The organism is Rhizobium sp. R711 (assembly GCF_002211365.1).
In the GTDB taxonomy this organism is placed as follows: Bacteria; Pseudomonadota; Alphaproteobacteria; order Rhizobiales; family Rhizobiaceae; genus Rhizobium.
Window position 1 is genome coordinate 93,179 of record NZ_LOKZ01000037.1, and the last position, 16,364, is coordinate 109,542.

The 16,364-nt window shown below is 58.6% G+C and carries 16 protein-coding genes; 7 read left to right on the plus strand and 9 right to left on the minus strand.

Translation table 11 applies throughout. From position 1 onward, the window contains the following. The first annotated feature begins 210 nt into the window (after positions 1-210). Both ATY80_RS25385 and ATY80_RS25390 read left to right on the plus strand, forming a co-directional pair. The gene (locus ATY80_RS25385) at positions 211-3,597 is read left to right on the plus strand and encodes an ATP-binding protein (protein ID WP_088695055.1); all 3,387 of its coding nucleotides are present in this window, start codon (positions 211-213) and stop codon (positions 3,595-3,597) included. Continuing rightward, positions 3,590-4,501, plus strand: coding sequence for a response regulator transcription factor (locus ATY80_RS25390; RefSeq protein ID WP_088695056.1), 912 nt, complete (start codon positions 3,590-3,592; stop codon positions 4,499-4,501). Before ATY80_RS25385 ends, ATY80_RS25390 begins: the two co-directional genes overlap by 8 nt. A 30-nt stretch (positions 4,502-4,531) precedes the next feature. On the opposite strand, the gene ATY80_RS25395 is transcribed toward ATY80_RS25390, so the two are convergent. The 7 genes from ATY80_RS25395 to ATY80_RS25425 form a co-directional block, all read right to left on the minus strand. Continuing rightward, entirely contained in the window at positions 4,532-5,503 is a 972-nt protein-coding gene (locus tag ATY80_RS25395; protein WP_189637267.1) for a D-glycerate dehydrogenase, read from the minus strand. A 125-nt stretch (positions 5,504-5,628) separates the two neighbouring features. Further along, entirely contained in the window at positions 5,629-6,753 is a 1,125-nt protein-coding gene (locus tag ATY80_RS25400; protein WP_088695057.1) for a branched-chain amino acid ABC transporter substrate-binding protein, read from the minus strand. A gap of 119 nt (positions 6,754-6,872) precedes the next feature. Then, on the minus strand, positions 6,873-7,226 hold the full coding sequence (locus ATY80_RS25405; protein WP_088695058.1) for a DUF6867 family protein: 354 nt from the start codon (positions 7,224-7,226) through the stop codon (positions 6,873-6,875). Between the two features lie 24 nt (positions 7,227-7,250). Beyond that, on the minus strand, positions 7,251-7,979 hold the full coding sequence (locus ATY80_RS25410; RefSeq protein ID WP_088695059.1) for an ABC transporter ATP-binding protein: 729 nt from the start codon (positions 7,977-7,979) through the stop codon (positions 7,251-7,253). Beyond that, a complete protein-coding gene (locus ATY80_RS25415; RefSeq protein WP_007533640.1) occupies positions 7,979-8,833 on the minus strand; it encodes an ABC transporter ATP-binding protein in 855 nt (284 codons plus the stop codon). The genes ATY80_RS25410 and ATY80_RS25415 overlap by 1 nt, the downstream gene beginning before the upstream one ends. A 20-nt stretch (positions 8,834-8,853) precedes the next feature. Beyond that, the gene (gene livM, locus ATY80_RS25420; RefSeq protein WP_088695061.1) at positions 8,854-10,248 is read right to left on the minus strand and encodes a high-affinity branched-chain amino acid ABC transporter permease LivM; all 1,395 of its coding nucleotides are present in this window, start codon (positions 10,246-10,248) and stop codon (positions 8,854-8,856) included. 4 nt (positions 10,249-10,252) lie between these two features. Then, positions 10,253-11,155 carry a branched-chain amino acid ABC transporter permease LivH gene (locus ATY80_RS25425; RefSeq protein WP_088695062.1) on the minus strand — a complete coding sequence of 301 codons (903 nt, stop codon included), beginning with the start codon at positions 11,153-11,155 and terminating at the stop codon, positions 10,253-10,255. 422 nt (positions 11,156-11,577) lie between these two features. On the opposite strand from ATY80_RS25425, the gene cysQ reads away from it, so the two are divergent. From cysQ to ATY80_RS29845, 3 genes are all read left to right on the plus strand, one after another. Then, positions 11,578-12,372: a 3'(2'),5'-bisphosphate nucleotidase CysQ gene (gene cysQ / locus ATY80_RS25430; protein WP_088695063.1), complete on the plus strand. Its 795-nt coding sequence runs from the start codon at positions 11,578-11,580 to the stop codon at positions 12,370-12,372. Positions 12,373-12,501: 129 nt separating this feature from the next. Further along, positions 12,502-12,804, plus strand: coding sequence for a DUF2793 domain-containing protein (locus tag ATY80_RS29840; RefSeq protein ID WP_245306930.1), 303 nt, complete (start codon positions 12,502-12,504; stop codon positions 12,802-12,804). A 134-nt stretch (positions 12,805-12,938) separates the two neighbouring features. Continuing rightward, positions 12,939-13,517, plus strand: coding sequence for a hypothetical protein (locus tag ATY80_RS29845; RefSeq protein WP_245306931.1), 579 nt, complete (start codon positions 12,939-12,941; stop codon positions 13,515-13,517). Positions 13,518-13,533: 16 nt separating this feature from the next. Here ATY80_RS29845 and ATY80_RS25440 read toward each other — a convergent pair whose 3' ends face one another. After that, the gene (locus tag ATY80_RS25440; RefSeq protein WP_088695064.1) at positions 13,534-14,274 is read right to left on the minus strand and encodes a LuxR C-terminal-related transcriptional regulator; all 741 of its coding nucleotides are present in this window, start codon (positions 14,272-14,274) and stop codon (positions 13,534-13,536) included. 404 nt (positions 14,275-14,678) lie between these two features. Between ATY80_RS25440 and ATY80_RS25445 the strand changes: the two genes are divergently transcribed. Together ATY80_RS25445 and ATY80_RS25450 are read left to right on the plus strand one after the other, a co-directional pair. Then, positions 14,679-14,954: a DUF1153 domain-containing protein gene (locus tag ATY80_RS25445; protein WP_007533628.1), complete on the plus strand. Its 276-nt coding sequence runs from the start codon at positions 14,679-14,681 to the stop codon at positions 14,952-14,954. A 321-nt stretch (positions 14,955-15,275) separates the two neighbouring features. Beyond that, positions 15,276-15,557: a GNAT family N-acetyltransferase gene (locus tag ATY80_RS25450; protein WP_088695065.1), complete on the plus strand. Its 282-nt coding sequence runs from the start codon at positions 15,276-15,278 to the stop codon at positions 15,555-15,557. 103 nt (positions 15,558-15,660) lie between these two features. On the opposite strand, the gene ATY80_RS25455 is transcribed toward ATY80_RS25450, so the two are convergent. Then, positions 15,661-16,011: a hypothetical protein gene (locus tag ATY80_RS25455; RefSeq protein WP_007790305.1), complete on the minus strand. Its 351-nt coding sequence runs from the start codon at positions 16,009-16,011 to the stop codon at positions 15,661-15,663. Positions 16,012-16,364 lie beyond the last annotated feature (353 nt).

A 16,364-nucleotide genomic window follows, 5' to 3' on the forward strand; every position in this document is an offset into this window, starting at 1 on the left:
TCCCCTCTTCTTGTTCGACAACAGGCCGAAACCGGCAGTTAACTGTTGCTTAAGGGACTATCCGGTGCTGCAGCGCGAAAGCGTATACGCAATATGACGTAGTGGACGGGGCGAAATGTGCAGTTTTGCGCTGCGCCGCACTCTTAAGCCTCGTGTCGTTCCGTGTTACGAACGCATGACAAGGGGAACAAAAGGGGCTGGCACCAAGGCATGGCAGCGCGGCAACGCATCATTCCGGTCCGGCGCGAATACAATCGCTGGGTGGCGAACCAGACGCTGGAAGACTACGCGCTGCGCTTTACCGCAAAGAGCGCCCGGCAGTTCTCGTCGCAACGCATCTCGCAAACCGCGATCGGCGCCATTTCCTTCCTCGCGCTCGAAGCGATCGGCGGCGCGATCACGCTCTCCTACGGCACAACCAACGCCTTTTTCGCCATTGTCGTCGCCAGCATCGCCATGCTTGCCATCGGCCTGCCGATCAGCCGCTATGCGATCCGCCACGGCGTCGATATCGATCTGCTGACGCGAGGCGCGAGCTTCGGCTATATCGGCTCGACGGTCACGTCCCTGATCTATGCCAGCTTCACCTTCATGCTGTTTGCGATCGAGGCCTCGATCATGTCCGGCGCTCTGGAGCTGACGCTCGGTATCCCTCTGTGGATCGGCTACATCATCAGCGCCGTCATGGTCATTCCGCTGGTCACGCACGGCGTCCGGCTGATCAGCCGGTTTCAATTGCTGACCCAGCCTTTCTGGATCGTCCTCAACGTCCTGCCCTTCCTCTTCATCGCCGTCATGGATTGGGAGAAGTTCGATCTCTGGCGGGCTTTTGCCGGTATCCGCCATGCGTCCGGCCCGCCCGGCACCGTCGCCCCCTTCGATCTCGTCGAGTTCGGCGCCGCCTCCGCCGTCATTCTGGCGCTGATGTCGCAGATCGGCGAACAGGCCGACTTCCTGCGCTTTCTGCCGCCGGAGAAGCAACGCAACTGGCGCCACCGCCTCGCCGTCTTCCTCGCCGGCCCCGGTTGGGTGATCATCGGCGCGCCGAAGCTGCTCGCCGGCTCCTTCCTCGTCGTGCTCACCTTCGCGTCGGGCGTGCCGGTCGATCGTGCCGCCGATCCGGCCCAGATGTACCTGACAGCCTTCGGCTACATGATCCCCTGGCACAACGCCGCGCTGTTGCTGATGGCTGCCTTCGTGGTGGTCTCGCAGCTGAAGATCAACGTGATGAATGCCTATGCCGGCTCGCTCGCCTGGTCGAACTTCTTCTCCCGCCTCACCCACAGCCATCCCGGCCGCGTCATCTGGCTCGTCTTCAATGTGGCAATCGCGCTTCTGCTGATGGAGCTCGGGATCTACAAGCTGCTGGAAGAAACACTCGGCATCTTCTCGATCATCGCCATGGCCTGGCTCTGCACGATCTCGGCCGATCTCTTCATCAACAAGCCGCTCGGGCTCGCCCCTCCCGGCATCGAGTTCAAGCGCGCCCACCTCTACGACATCAACCCGGTCGGCCTCGGCGCCATGACGCTGTCGGCCGGCATTGCGCTCATCGCGCATTTCGGCGTTTTCGGTTCCATCGCCGCCTCGCTCGCGCCCTACATCACACTCGTCGTCGCACTGATCGCGTCGCCGCTCATCGCCTGGGGCACGAAGGGCAAATTCTACCTCGCGCGCAAGCCGCGCCACAGCTGGAAGAACCTGACAAACATCACCTGCTCTGTCTGCGAGCATCCCTTCGAACCGGAGGACATGGCCTGGTGCCCGGCCTATGCGGCGCCGATCTGCTCCCTCTGCTGTTCGCTCGACAGCCGCTGTCACGACATGTGCAAGCCGAAGGCGCGCTTCAACGCACAGGTCGGTGCGGTCGCCAAGGCAGTCCTACCGGACACGGTCGTTGAGAAGCTGACCACCCGCCTCGGCCGCTACGGCATCGCCGTTGTCCTGGCACTGACGGCCGTCGGCACGATCCTTGCCATGATCGCCCATCAGGTCTCCGCAGCCTCGCCGGAAACCGCCGAGGTGGTGAACCGCACCATCTTGATCGTCTTCTTCGTCTTCGCCGTCATCGGCGGCGTCGTTTGCTGGTTTTACGTGCTCGCGCATGACAGCCGGGTCGTTGCCGAGGAAGAGTCCTCGCGCCAGAATACGCTGCTGCTGAAGGAAATCGCCGCCCACAAGAAGACCGACGCGGCACTCCAGACCGCCAAGGAAACCGCCGAAGCCGCCAACCGCGCCAAGAGCCGCTATGTCGTCGGCCTCAGTCACGAATTGCGCACGCCGCTGAATGCCGTGCTCGGCTACGCGCAGATTCTCGAGCGCGACGAAACCATTCCCACTCCGCGGCAGTCGTCGATCAAGGTCATCCGCCGTAGCGCCGAGCATCTCTCCGGCCTCATCGATGGTCTCCTCGATATCTCCAAGATCGAAGCCGGGCGCCTCCAAGTCTATTCCAACGAGATCAACATTCAGGACTTCCTGGATCAGATCGTCGACATGTTCCGTCCGCAGGCCCAGGCTAAAGGATTGACCTTCCATCACGACCGTTCACCCGCCCTGCCCCAGTTCGTACGCACCGACGAAAAGCGGCTGCGCCAGATTCTCGTCAACCTGCTCTCCAATGCCATAAAGTTCACCGACGAAGGCAGCGTCACCTTCGACGTCGGGTACCGCAGTCAGGTCGCGACCTTCGCCGTTACCGACACCGGGCGTGGCATTGCCGAGAAGGACTTGAGCCGCATCTACGAGCCTTTCCAGCGTGGCGAGGCCGAGAGCATTCGCCCAATGCCGGGCCTTGGCCTCGGCCTGACGATCACGCAGCTGCTGACTAACACCCTCGGGGGCGAAATCTCGGTAAGCAGCGAGAAGGATCGCGGAACAGTCTTCCGCGTTCGCCTCATGCTTTCCGCTGTGCTTCGCGAAATGACGGTTCCGCCGCAGGAAAAGAAGATCGTCAGCTACGACGGTCCACGACGCACGATCGTCGTCGTGGACGACAATGAGGACCATCGCGAAATGATGCGCGAGGTGCTTGCTCCTCTCGACTTCGTCGTTCTGACCGCGGCAAGCGGGGCAGACTGCCTGACCTTGATTGAAGGCATCCAGCCCGATCTGTTTCTCGTCGATATCTCGATGCCGGGCATGAATGGCTGGCAACTCGTCTCGCGCCTGCGCGCAAGTGGCCAGACCGCTCCGATCGTTATGCTGTCCGCCAATATCGGTGACGCCGCCGCTCACCGCGATAGCGACGACAGCCACAGCGATGCCATCGGCAAGCCGGTCGACATCAAGCAGCTGCGCGACAAGCTTGCGCTGCATCTGGGCTTGAAGTGGATCTATGCGGAGGCGATCCAGCCTGCCCCCACGAAACACGATCGGCCGATGGTCAGCCCGGGACCCGCTCACATCCAGGAATTGTTGCGGCTCGCCGAGATCGGCTACATCAGAGGCATCGAGGCAAAGCTCGCCGACCTTGCCAAGGTGGAAGCAAATCAGCCATTTACAGAGGAACTTCGTTCCTATGCGGCCTCATTCGATCTGAACGGCCTCATGAATTTCCTGCACCGCTTCCATGAGAAGGTAGAGACCCTTGGTTGAGCTCCCGCGCGATATCGTTCTGTTGGTGGATGACTCGCCCGAGGCGTTGGGGTTCCTGACCGATGCTCTGGAGCAGTCCGGTTTCTCCGTACTGATAGCGACATCGGGCTCCGCCGCGCTGAACATCGTGGAACGGATTACCCCCGACATCATTCTGCTGGATGCGATCATGCCATCTATGGATGGCTTCGAGACCTGTAGGAAACTCAAATCCAATCCGGCGATCAGCCAGATACCAGTCATCTTCATGACCGGTCTGACGGAGACCGAACATGTCGTTCGCGCTCTTGAATCCGGAGGCGTCGACTACCTGACGAAGCCGATCAATATCGATGAACTGCGAGCGCGGATCGGTGTCCACTTGCGCAACGCACGCTCGACACAAAGCGCGCGCGTTGCGCTGGACGCCGCCGGTCGGCATTTGCTTGCCGTCAAGGGCGACGGCGACATTCACTGGTCAACGCCGCAGGCAACACGTCTCGTCAACGCTGCAATGGACAGAGACGACGCTATGGACACGGTGGTCAGCAAGATTGCCGAATGGATGAAGACCCGCCCGGCTTCAGCCCGCGACGGCGCGATCTCGCTTTCGCATGCCGGCAAGGACGTGCTTCAACTTGCCTTTCTGGGCGCGATCGGTGCTGACGAGTATCTGTTTCGCCTGACAGCAAATAACGCACGCGCCGACGACGAGGTGCTGCGCCGGCATTTCTCGCTGACGCAGAGAGAGTCCGAAGTGCTGTTATGGATTGCGAAAGGCAAGGCCAACCGCGATATCGGCGAGATTCTCGGCCTGTCGGCGCGCACGGTGAACAAGCATCTCGAACAGATCTATGTGAAGCTCGGCGTCGAAAACCGCGCCTCCGCGGCGGTCAAAGCCGCTCATGTCCTGCATGAGACGTGATCCGACCATCCGGCGGATCAAACCGACAGCTCAAACAACGCGATCAGGTGGCGATTTGCCCTCGAAGAAGGCGGTAACATTGTCCACCACCCTCATCCCCATGGCCGTGCGGGTTTCCTCCGTCGCGCTGCCGAGATGAGGTAGCAGAACGACATTCTCCATGGCCCTCAATGCGTCTGGTACGTGCGGCTCGGCCGCATACACGTCAAGCCCGGCACCGCGGATGACGCCGCCCTTCAGGGCCGAAATCAAAGCGACCTCGTCGACAACATCGCCGCGTGCCGTATTGATCAGGAAAGCACCGGGCTTCATTGCCGCAAGCCGCTCTGCATTCATCAGGTGCCGGTTTTCCGCGCCGCCTGGGCAATGCAGGGACACGAAATCGGATTGCGCCAATACGTCCTCGACGGTTGGCAATTGACGGGCGCCATAGCGCGCGGCTTCCGCGCGATCGACGGGAGACCTGTTGTAGAAAACCACGTCCATGCCGAAGCCGAAATGACAACGCTGCGCGAACGCCTTGCCGATGCGCCCAAAGCCGATGATGCCCACCGTTTTGCCGGTGACCTTCGTCCCAATCATATGCGTCGGGCACCACCCGTCCCACTCGCCGGAGCGGACCTGACGCTCTCCCTCGCCGCCCCGCCGGGCAACCGTCAGCAGCAGCAGCATGGCGATGTCAGCCGTGCAATCGGTCAGCACGCCGGGGGTATTTGTCACCACGATCCCGCGATCCCTGGCGGCATTAGTGTCGATATGATTGTAACCGACGCCGAAATTGCCGAGTATGCGTGTGCGCGGTGTCACCGCATCAAAAACAGCTGCGGGCAACTTGTCCGAGACCGTCGGCAGAATTGCATCGTACTCTCCGATCGTCCGGGCCAGCGCCTCCACACTCATCGCCTGATCGTCCAGATTCAATGTTGCATCGAACCGTTCCGAAAGAATGCGTTCGACGGCTGACGGCCAGCGGCGTGTGACGAGAATGCGTGGCTTGGACATGGTCACCTGTTCCGGATGCTGTGATTGGCCTTCTAGCCAGTAGCGCAAAAAGACCGACGGGCCAAACGGAAGAAGCCCGGTCTTGCGACCGGGCTTCCAAAATCCGCACAAGCGGGAATGAACCCTTACTTGGCTTCCTGCGGGAAGTAGCTGTACTTGCCGTCCGGACCCTTCTTCCACTCGTACATGATGTAGCCGGGAAGCTTCGGGTCGCCCTTTTCGTCGAACGACATGTCGCCGAGAACGGTCGGGAACGGGCCCTTTGCCTTCAGTGCAGCGGCAACGGCTTCTGCATCCGTCGAACCAGCAGCCTTCGCACCGCCAGCGATCGACTGGAGTGCAGCGTAGGAGTAGAGCGTATACGCTTCCGGGTTGAAGCCGGCGGCCTTGAACTTCGCAACGAGGTCCTTGTTGGCCGGGTTAAGCGTCGGATCGGGACCGAAGGTGTTCAGCGTGCCGGCAACTGCATCGCCAGCGATCGATGCCAGTTCGTTCGAAACGATACCATCACCGGAAACCAGCGTAGCCTTGAGGCCCTGGTCTGCAGCCTGACGGATGATCAGACCAGCTTCGGTGTGGAGACCACCCCAATAGATGATCGACACGCCGGCTTCCTTCATCTTGGCGATGAGGGCCGAGAAGTCCTTGTCACCAACGTTGATGCCTTCGTAGAGGGCTTCGGTAACGCCAGCAGCGTTCAGAGACTTCTTGGTTTCGTCAGCGAGACCCTGGCCGTAAGGCGTCTTGTCGTGAACGACAGCGATCTTGGCGTCCTTGAAGTGGTCAGCAAGATACTTGCCGGCGATTGCACCCTGCTGGTCGTCACGACCGCAGGTACGGAACGTGTTCCAGAGACCGCGCTCGGTGAACTTCGGGTTCGTAGCGGCCGGGGTGATTTCGAGCATGCCGTTTTCAGCGTAGACTTCGGAAGCCGGGATCGAAACGCCCGAGTTGAAGTGGCCGATAACGAACTTGACGCCGTCAGCAGCGAATTTGTTCGCAACCGAGATGCCCTGCTTCGGGTCGGAAACGTCGTCGCCGAGTACGATCTTGACCTGCTCGCCGTTGATGCCGCCAGCAGCGTTGATGTCAGCGGCCGCCTGCTCTGCGCCCTTCTGGAGCTGAGCGCCGAACGCGGCGTTCGGGCCGGTCAGCGGACCAGCAACGCCAACGATAATGTCGGCCCATGCGTTGCCACTGAAGGCGACCATCGCCGTCAGAGCTACAGCCGACAGGAGAGACTTTTTCATTCTATTACTCCCAATTTTTTAGCGGGTTCTGTTCCACTACCCAGCGCATTACCCACTTTACTGCGCCAGGAAACTTGTTCCACTCGAAGGGGCAATCTGTCCCTAGATTCAACCGGCTGTCAATGTTTTGCCTTCCAGGAGAAGGGGGACGTCTTTTGGTATAGCCAGTAGTAGTTATTGACCATCTGATTGGTCCGGCGATAGCGATAGCCAGCCGTCGAGAAGATCAAAAGAAGGACGAAGTCGATCACATAGTAAAAGAGGCTGAGGACCGGTCCATCGAACAGTGCGTGATGCAGGAATTGCATCGCGCCGGCGAGCAGAACCGTATAGGCGATCACCAGAGGATAGCCGCTCCAGCTCTCGGCCGCGGCTCTGCCGGCCCGCCACGCCGTCCAGAACCCGATCAGCACGACAAAAAGCCGAATGGCGCTGCGCACACCCGTATCGCCTTCAAAGAAAAGTCCCTGCATATCAAAGTCTCCTCTTCGTCATGCTCAATGACGCCCGCCTTCAAGATAGGCGGCACGAACTTCCGGATTAGCCAGCAGCTCCGTACCGGAACCGCTCATAGTGACCTTGCCGTTGACCATGACATAGGCGCGGTCCGACAAACGCAGTGCTGCAAAAGCGTTCTGCTCCACGAGGAAGACGGTCAGCCCCTCTTCCTTGTTCAACTTCTTGATCGCCTCGAAAATGCCCTTGACGATCAGCGGAGCAAGACCAAGCGATGGCTCGTCGAGGAGCAGCAGCTTCGGACGCGCCATCAGCGCACGACCGATCGAAAGCATCTGCTGCTCGCCGCCCGAGAGCGTGCCGCCGCGCTGGCCCTGCCGCTCCTTAAGGCGCGGAAACATCGCAAAGACTTTCTCGACGTCCTCTTTGAAGTATTTCAGATTGTCGAGGCCGGCACCCATCTGGAGGTTTTCCATGACGGTCATGCGCGGGAAAATGCGCCGCCCCTCCGGCGACTGGGCGATGCGCAGCCGTGCAATCTCGTGCGTGGGCAAACGCGTGATGTTTTGCCCATCGAAGATCACCGAGCCGACGCGTGCCTGCGGGCTTCCGCAAATCGTCATCATCAGCGTCGACTTGCCGGCGCCGTTGGCACCGATCAGGCTGACGATCTCGCCCCGATGGACCTCGACGTCGATTCCGGCCAGGGCCCGGATGTTGCCGTAATAGGTTTCAACGCCCTGAACGTTTAGAAGTGGCTGACCAGTCATTAGTGCGAGCCTCCTTCGAGGTTCTCTACGGCTGCAATCACTTCTTCCACTTCCTCGTCCTCGACACCGAGATAGGCCGCGATAACCCGCGGATCGTGCTTCACTTCTTCAGGCGTGCCGTCGGAAATCTTCTGGCCGTATTCCAGCACGACGACATGGTCGGAAATTTCCATGACCACCGACATGTCGTGCTCAATCAGAAGGATCGACGTGCCGCTGTCCGTACGGATGCTGCGCAGCAGCGCGTTCAGCGCAGCCGACTCGCGGGGATTGAGGCCAGCGGCGGGCTCGTCGAGGCACAGAAGCTCCGGTTCGGTACACATGGCGCGCGCGATCTCGAGCCGGCGCTGAGCGCCGTAAGGCAGATCACCAGCCGGGTCATCGGCGCGATCGATGAGATCAGCCTTCTGAAGCCAGTGGCGCGCCAGTTCGATGGCGTTCTTCGCCTCGGTCCGATACGGCCCGATGCCCACGAGACCCATCACGGTGAATCCGGACGCCTTCATCAGCTTGTTGTGCTGGGCGACGAGTAGATTTTCGAGAACCGTCAGGCCGGAAAACAGCCGAATGTTCTGGAACGTGCGGGCGACCTTAGCTTCTTTGGTGATTCGGAAGTCCGGAAGGCGTTCCAGCAAGAACTCCTTGCCGCCCTTCTGCTTCAGCGTGATCATCCCCATCGTTGGCTTGTAAAAGCCGGTGATACAATTGAAGACCGTCGTCTTGCCGGCGCCGTTCGGGCCGATGAGTGCGGTAATGTCGCCGCGCTTAGCTTCAAATGAGAAGTCGTTAATCGCCATCAGGCCGCCGAACTTCATCGACAGGTGCTCGACCTTGAGCAGAGTATCGCTGGTCATATTGATTTCCTGAGAGCTCATCAACCGTGGCCCTCCTTGGTGAAGCTTCCGGATACGGCCTTGCGCTCCTTGAGGAAGGCTGTCGGTTCACGCGATCCCACGAAACCGCGCGGCTTGATCAGCATCACGACGACCATCGCCAGACCGAACAGCAGCATGCGATAGAGCTCAGGTGTGAAGTCCGGTCCGAAAATCGCTTTCAGGAAATCCATCTCACGCAGCAGTTCCGTGCCGCCGACCATGACGATTGCGGCAATCGCAATACCCGTCAGCGAACCCATGCCGCCGAGAACGACGATGGCGAGGATGACAGCCGATTCCAGAAAGACAAACGATTCTGGAGAAACGAAGCCTTGTCGGGCAGCAAAGAAGGAGCCCGCGAAGCCGCCAAACATGGCGCCTGTTGCAAAGGCCGTGAGCTTCGTCGTCGTCGTGTTGATGCCAAGGGAGCGGCAGGCGATTTCATCCTCGCGCAGGGCTTCCCATGCGCGGCCAATCGGCATCCGGCGCAGGCGGATCGTCACATAGGCGGTCAGCATGCAAAGGGCCAGGATCAGGTAGAACAGAAAGATCTTGTAGTAGGCCGAGGACATCGGCAGATGGAAGAGCTTCGCAAAGCCGCCGGCGCTCGCATCGAAGGGAATGCCGAAAAGCGTTGCCTTTGGAATACCCGAGATGCCGAACGTGCCCTTGGTGAGATCCGTCCAGTTGATAATCACGAGACGAATGATTTCACCGAAGGCCAGCGTTACGATCGCGAGGTAGTCACCACGCAGGCGCAGGACAGGGAAGCCCAGAATGACACCCCACAGCGCTGCCAAAATACCGGACAGAGGCAGCAGCACCCAGAACGACAGTCCGAAATAGCTGGATAGAAGCGCGTAAGAATACGCTCCGATTGCGTAGAACGCGACGTAACCGAGATCGAGTAGGCCGGCGAGACCGACAACGATGTTCAGCCCCCAGGCCAGCATCACGTAGATCAGGATCTGGATACCAAAGTTATCCACCCACTTCAGCGAACCCTGCGGGCCAGCAACAGCGTAGATGAACGGGGGATAGAGCAGCAGCGCCACGAGCGCGATCTTCAGAAAATGCGTGTGAAAAAAGCCCTTCTCGGTCGAGATGTCCAGCTCGCCACTGCGTGCCTTTTTCAGCTTGCGGGCATCCAGATGCGGCTTCACAAAAACGACCATCAGGAAGCGGCCGACGGCAGCAATCGCGACGAAGATGGCCAGCAGGCCCCAGCGCTGGATGATAATGAGCTCGTTGCTGATGTTCTGATCGGTCTTCAGACCGACATACAGCACGAACATGCCGAACGCGATCAGGGCTGCGAACAGGGCTTCTTTAATACCCGTCTGGACAAGTCCGGCTTTGGCGGGCTTGTCAGCGGAACGTACAACATTTTCCATGACGTTAAACCTTCTCGACTTCCGGCCGGCCCAGGATACCCGTCGGCTTGAAGATCAGCACGAAAGCGAGGATGGCGAATGTCGCCACATCCTTGTACGCGATGGTGAAGTAAGCCGACCACAGCGACTCGATCAGGCCAATCATCAACCCGCCCAGAACAGCGCCCGGAAGCGAACCGATGCCGCCGAGAACGGCCGCGGTGAACGCCTTCACACCCGGTACGAAGCCATCGTTGAAGTTCACGACACCATAATACATCAGATACATCGTGCCTGCGACCGCAGCGAGCGCCGCACCCATGATGAAGGTGATGGAAATCGTCTGATCGACATTGACGCCCAAAAGAGCCGCCATCTTGCGGTCCTGCTCGGTTGCGCGCTGGGCACGGCCGAGAGACGTGTGATTGACAAGATACCAGAACACCGTCAGCAGCACGACCGTAATGAGGATAATGACGATCTGCTTCAGCGAAATGGAAATGCCGGCAATGTTGTAGACGGTGCTGACCAGCGGCGGAATCGGCTTGTTGCGCGGACCCTGCGTGACCTGAATGAAGTTCGACAGCGTGATCGACATGCCAATCGCGGTGATCAGCGGCGCGAGACGGAAGGATCCGCGCAGCGGACGATAAGCAACACGCTCAATCGTCCAGTTCCACAAACTCGTCATCAGCATCGCAATGAGCAGCATGACCAGGAGCAGAACTGCAACCGGAAGGCCCGCGAACATGGAAGTGAGGACGAGAAAGACAATAAGGCCGGCAAAACCGCCAAGCATGAAGATATCGCCATGGGCGAAGTTGATCATGCCGATAATGCCGTAAACCATCGTATAGCCAATAGCCACAAGGCCATAGATGGATCCAAGAGTCAGCCCATTAACGAGCTGCTGGACAAAATATTCCATATGTCATTTCCCCTGGATGCAGACCGCTTCAGCCAGCATCTCTTGTTATTAGAGCCTTTGATGAGCCCTTGTTTTAGGATTTCATACCGCTTTCAAACCAAAAGGGAAGTGCAAAATCGCAAAGCTCCAAAGTTCTTTGCCGTTTTAGTGAAAATGACTTTTTTACGGTCAGGAATTCGCTTTTTTTGGCACGCAGAGCTCAAGAAAGCGCTTTTTGACTGTAAACGGCACAGATGCCGGAGGCCAGTCGCTGCCAGCGTAGCTGGAATTCTCTTCATGGAAGCATCGCTTCGCATTTTTGAAACGCGACCAAATGCACACGGCGAACTTACGCGGGATACGATTCCCATCGCCGGAAGAATTGCCTATATAGAGCAAAGCGCTTTACACAGGCGCGACATGTGACATCCGGAAGGCGAGCAATGCTCGAAACATTTGAGCGCGCCGCTCTCGAAGCGGGCAAGGAAATCATGCAGGTGTACCTTGAGGGATGCCCGTCGGCCAGGAAGGCTGACAACAGCCCGGTCACCATCGCCGACGAGCGGGCCGAGCGCATTATCATCGCACAGCTTGAAGCAGCCTTCCCCAACACGCCGATTATCGCGGAAGAATCGGTGGCGGCTGGCAACACCCCTGTGATCGGCAGGTCGTTCTTCCTTGTGGACCCGCTGGACGGCACTCGGGAATTCATCGACAAGCGGCCCGAATTCACCGTGAATATCGCCTTCATCAGCGACGGACGCCCTCTTGCCGGGATCGTCTACGCCCCTGCCCTTGGCGTCGCCTTTGCCGGCGAGAACGACAGGGCCGAGAAGCTCTTGGTCGATGAGCATTTTCAGGTGAGCCGGCGGACAGCTATCCAGGTGCGCTCGCAACCGTCCGACCGGACGGCGTTGGCAAGCAGATCCCACAATAGCCCCGAGACGGACGTCTTTCTTGCGGCAAACGCCATCTCGCGATGCACCAACATCGGTTCTTCCCTGAAATTCTGCATGCTGGCCGAAGGGCTGGCTGACGTCTATCCGCGCTTCACGCGCACGATGGAGTGGGATACGGCTGCCGGCGACGCCGTGCTGCGCGCCGCGGGTGGCTCGACGGTCACGCTGGACGGATTGCCGCTGACCTACGGCAAGACCTCACAGGCGCATGACAGCGACTTCGCCAACCCGAGCTTCATTTCCTGGGGCAGCACCAAATCCGCGCTGCAGCGGGCGTAACCCCGTCGAAAAACCAAGCAAAATCAGCAGGACGCGCGCCTCGCGGTCCACGCCCCGTTCACGGCATCTAGGATTCTCGGTGAATGAAACCACGCCGGACAGCACCGGCGATTCCGGGAGCGGCAAGCCGTGTCTGACCAGACGAACAATCTCGCCCTGCCCTACATCCTACCGTCCCAGGCACAAAAGCACGTGACCCACAACGAGGCGCTGCAACGTCTCGATGCCATTGTCCAACTCTCGATCGCGGGCGAGCCCTCCCTTCCACCGTCCGACGCTTCCGAGGGGCAATGCTATCTCGTTGCCGAAGGAGCCGGTGGCGCATGGTCCGGAAAGGACGCGCCAGGACGGCGCCTGAATCTACATCGAGCCGAAGACGGGCTGGCGAGCCTTTTTCATGACGCAAGGCCAACTCCGTGCCCTCAGCAATGACGCGTGGCGGGCGATATCGCTTGATGACGACGGTTCCGTTCCTGTGATCGGCGTCAACGCATCGCCCGATGCCGTCAACCGCGTGTTCGGACGCAAGTCTCTTCACTCATTCTGGCACTGGACACCAGTTGAAGGTGAACAAGTCCGCCACCGCGGAAACTGGCACCCTGCTGTTTCAGACTGCATGGTCGGGTCGGGCGGAAATGGGTCTCACCGGAAGCGACGAGTTTTCCGTTAAGGTCAGCGGCGACGGCAGCGATTGGCTGACTGCTCTGACAATTTCACCCCGAGGTGCCGTGAGAACTCCAGCAAGGCCGATCGCGCGGGTGTCCTTGGCCGCAGGAACATCCACACCGGCATCCGGCAGCCGAACCGGTTTCAGCGATTTTCATGTGCTGCAGGGCGGCTTCACCCTCGGCCCGGTCGTTCCGTCCGGCGTCGGCGATCGCCTGCTTATTCCGGAGACCGGTCTCTACATCCTGCTGCTGACAGCAAGCACATTATCTTCTTACGGGCACGCGGCAGTGGTAGAAGCAAACCGCACAACGGCACTTGCATCCGCTGTTGGCCCGGCTTCGGCTGGCGCGGCGCGCCATACTGCGTGCGCGCTGGTGTCACTGACTGAAGGGGATCGGCTGGCCCTCCTGCATGACGGCAGTGCGCAATATGAGTTTGGAGCCACGAAGACCGAACTCTCAGCAATCATGCTGTAAATTAGATCGATGATGCCTAGAGCAGGCGATAGCGGAATGCGCGGGCAATTGCCTGCATGCGATTGACGGAATCGAGCTTTCGCATCGCACTCTTCAAATAGCCGACGACTGTATGGGCGGAGAGATCAAGAATAATCGCGATCTCTTCACTGCTCTTTCCCGCGGCCGACCAGCGCAGGCATTCGACTTCCCGGTTGCTGAGGCTTTCCGTGGGCTGCTCCGGAGGGTTCTGCTGTCCGTATAACTCTAGGAATTCCATCGCACGAAAAACGTGCTCCATCGCCTCCGCACGGGTTAGGCGCACGCGATCCCCCGAGAACACAAAAACGTACTGCCGCAAATGCATGTCATGCAAAGCAAACGCAAAGGTGCTTTTCAGGCCATGCACCCTGAAGAGTGTCGTCAGCTGCTGGTTCTCTTGATTTGCCGCCGCGCTCTCGAAAGGCGGGTTATCGCAAAAGACCGGCATCGCCGTCCTTTTGAGAGCAGCGATAAGCTTGCAGCAATAGAAGAGGTCTGCTTCCTCATAGAAATTGACGAGCTCTTGTGGCCAATTGCCGACAAGATAGTTGCTGACGAAGCCGCTGCGGTCTCCGCGCGGAAATTCGGCCAGCAAGTAGTGATTGAATCCAGCCTCTGTTGCTATTTCGGCGACGTAGTCGCTGAATCGTTCCATGGACATTTTCTGCCCAGACGCGATCCGCGAAAAAACAGTATCGCCCGCGCCGCCGCGGACGGCACGTTCTTGTCTCTTCATTCTCTTGTCCCTCGGCGGCAACCTTCGGCTCAACTTCTTCATCTGCCGACCCTAGAGAGGTCGCACAGCATCCGAGAAAAGCAAAAGCCTCCGTATCAAAAGGATACGAAGCAAACAGCCTTGGTCATTCCGGACACTACAGTAAGAACGGAGACGAATTCTTGCGCTCACAACTATGTTGCAGCGCTTATAAATTGGCGATTATCAATTGCCCACCGACCATTACGCATGGCTCCTATGCGCTCACCACAAATTTACGCTGGGGAAGTCTGCAACGGACGCAAATCGCTTTTTGGCCGGTCGACGCCTAAATTTCTTATCAAAGTGTTACGATGCGCTTAGGCAATTCTTAAATGTGACAAGCTAGAGTGGCTGCCGTGGTCTTGAGTTGTGTAGAGAGTCCAATGACCGAAATGATACGTCCCCGAGTAAAATATGTCATCGGCCCCGATGGCAGCCCGCTGACGATTGCGGATTTGCCGCCGCCGAACACAAGGCGCTGGGTTATCCGCCGCAAAGCAGAGGTTGTAGCGGCGGTTCGTGGTGGCCTGTTGAGCTTGGAAGAAGCCTGCGAGCGTTACACGTTGACTGTCGAAGAGTTTCTGTCCTGGCAGTCTTCCATTAACAGCCACGGCCTTGCCGGTTTGCGCACAACGCGCATCCAGCAGTATCGTCACTGACAAGCCCTTCCGGGCAACGAATTCTACGTTTCGGGCCGATCGGATCTCCTGAGGAGGATCCACAGACGGCCCGAAATCATTAACGCAGCCAGATGATGCCCTGCTTCCATCAGCTGCTAGAAGCCTCACCATAGCTTTTCTGCCCCATGGACCACTCGGCAGGAACTCGATCGGTGACCAGAAATCGCTGCCGGCCTAGTACCGGCAGCAATCTCCCCTACCGCGCGTCTCATCGAACACAGTGTCCTTGTCGGCCGGCTTGGCGCGGCTGAGACGACATGCCAATTTCCACCAATAGCGAAATATTGATGAGCAATGGCAATGGACATCAAGAACGAAGAGAATGCTTCCGGCGGCCGCTACGTCGCAGAGGTGGAAGGCCACCAGGCCGAAATGACCTACTCCCGGACTTCGCCCAAACTCGTCATCATTGACCACACCGGCGTTCCCGATGCGTTGCGCGGCAAAGGCGTTGGCCAGGCACTTGCGCTGCATGCAGTCGAGGAAGCACGCAAAGGCGGATGGAAGATCTTTCCGCTATGCCCTTTCTTCAAGGCGCAAGCACAACGTCACGAGGAATGGCGCGACGTCGTCAACGGCTAGCATTGCAAACAGGAAAAGCCATGTATGACGGACGCGACAGCCCATCATGCATGGCTTTTTTCGAGGCGATGCCCAAGCGCCAAGTAGCGCCCGTTTCCTGCCTTCAGGCTCTTGCCCGGACTGCGCCGTCGCGCTCTTCCAGCGCGGCTGCACGTGCATATTCCGCCTGCATCTCTTCGAGCGCCTGTTCCAGCGACTCTTCCTGCATCTTCAGCTCCTTGATCGAGACCTGAAGATTATCCGCGCGTTGGCGAGCTGCCTTCGCGAAAGTCGGATAGGCGAAGTGATTCGGGTCGGAAATGCCGGACTTTTTTTCTTCGACGACGATCTGGCTCTCCAGATCCTTCGTCATCCGCTCAAATTCGGACATCATCATCTGCAATTGCTGCAGTTGGCGACGTTTTTCGTTCACCTGAAATTCCTTCAGGCGAACTAGGCTCTCACGCGACTTCATACGCATTACTCCAGTGATGCGAGACCCCTGCTCCACTTTAAATCGCCCCGGCGGGCCGCTTTGACACGGACTGCCGAAAAAATTTCCGTCGGTATTAACAAAAACCTACCGCTGGTAACCTTTCGTTTACGGGCATCGTTAATGATAGTACCGATGATTTAAGGGTCGGTAAACACAACTACGCGATTTCCGATACCGTTTCATTGGTGAGTCGAATGAATCGCTTACCAGCCGTTCTTAATGTAAAAGTTAAGGATTTGGCTTTGCGAATTCTCGTTGGAAAACAGCGGAATGGACAAATTATTTAATAAATTGATTACCTCTTGCCAGAGTGAATCAGAATTTGTTAACCA

What these genes read in the sequence shown, in the direction of transcription:
- ATY80_RS25385 (WP_088695055.1), top strand. Translation starts at nt 211, where the DNA reads ATGGCAGCGCGGCAACGCATCATTCCGGTCCGGCGCGAATACAATCGC.
- ATY80_RS25395 (WP_189637267.1), bottom strand. Translation starts at nt 5,503, where the DNA reads ATGTCCAAGCCACGCATTCTCGTCACACGCCGCTGGCCGTCAGCCGTC.
- ATY80_RS25400 (WP_088695057.1), bottom strand. Translation starts at nt 6,753, where the DNA reads ATGAAAAAGTCTCTCCTGTCGGCTGTAGCTCTGACGGCGATGGTCGCC.
- ATY80_RS25405 (WP_088695058.1), bottom strand. Translation starts at nt 7,226, where the DNA reads ATGCAGGGACTTTTCTTTGAAGGCGATACGGGTGTGCGCAGCGCCATT.
- ATY80_RS25410 (WP_088695059.1), bottom strand. Translation starts at nt 7,979, where the DNA reads ATGACTGGTCAGCCACTTCTAAACGTTCAGGGCGTTGAAACCTATTAC.
- ATY80_RS25415 (WP_007533640.1), bottom strand. Translation starts at nt 8,833, where the DNA reads ATGACCAGCGATACTCTGCTCAAGGTCGAGCACCTGTCGATGAAGTTC.
- livM (WP_088695061.1), bottom strand. Translation starts at nt 10,248, where the DNA reads ATGGAAAATGTTGTACGTTCCGCTGACAAGCCCGCCAAAGCCGGACTT.
- ATY80_RS25425 (WP_088695062.1), bottom strand. Translation starts at nt 11,155, where the DNA reads ATGGAATATTTTGTCCAGCAGCTCGTTAATGGGCTGACTCTTGGATCC.
- cysQ (WP_088695063.1), top strand. Translation starts at nt 11,578, where the DNA reads ATGCTCGAAACATTTGAGCGCGCCGCTCTCGAAGCGGGCAAGGAAATC.
- ATY80_RS25440 (WP_088695064.1), bottom strand. Translation starts at nt 14,274, where the DNA reads ATGAAGAGACAAGAACGTGCCGTCCGCGGCGGCGCGGGCGATACTGTT.
- ATY80_RS25445 (WP_007533628.1), top strand. Translation starts at nt 14,679, where the DNA reads ATGACCGAAATGATACGTCCCCGAGTAAAATATGTCATCGGCCCCGAT.
- ATY80_RS25450 (WP_088695065.1), top strand. Translation starts at nt 15,276, where the DNA reads ATGGACATCAAGAACGAAGAGAATGCTTCCGGCGGCCGCTACGTCGCA.
- ATY80_RS25455 (WP_007790305.1), bottom strand. Translation starts at nt 16,011, where the DNA reads ATGAAGTCGCGTGAGAGCCTAGTTCGCCTGAAGGAATTTCAGGTGAAC.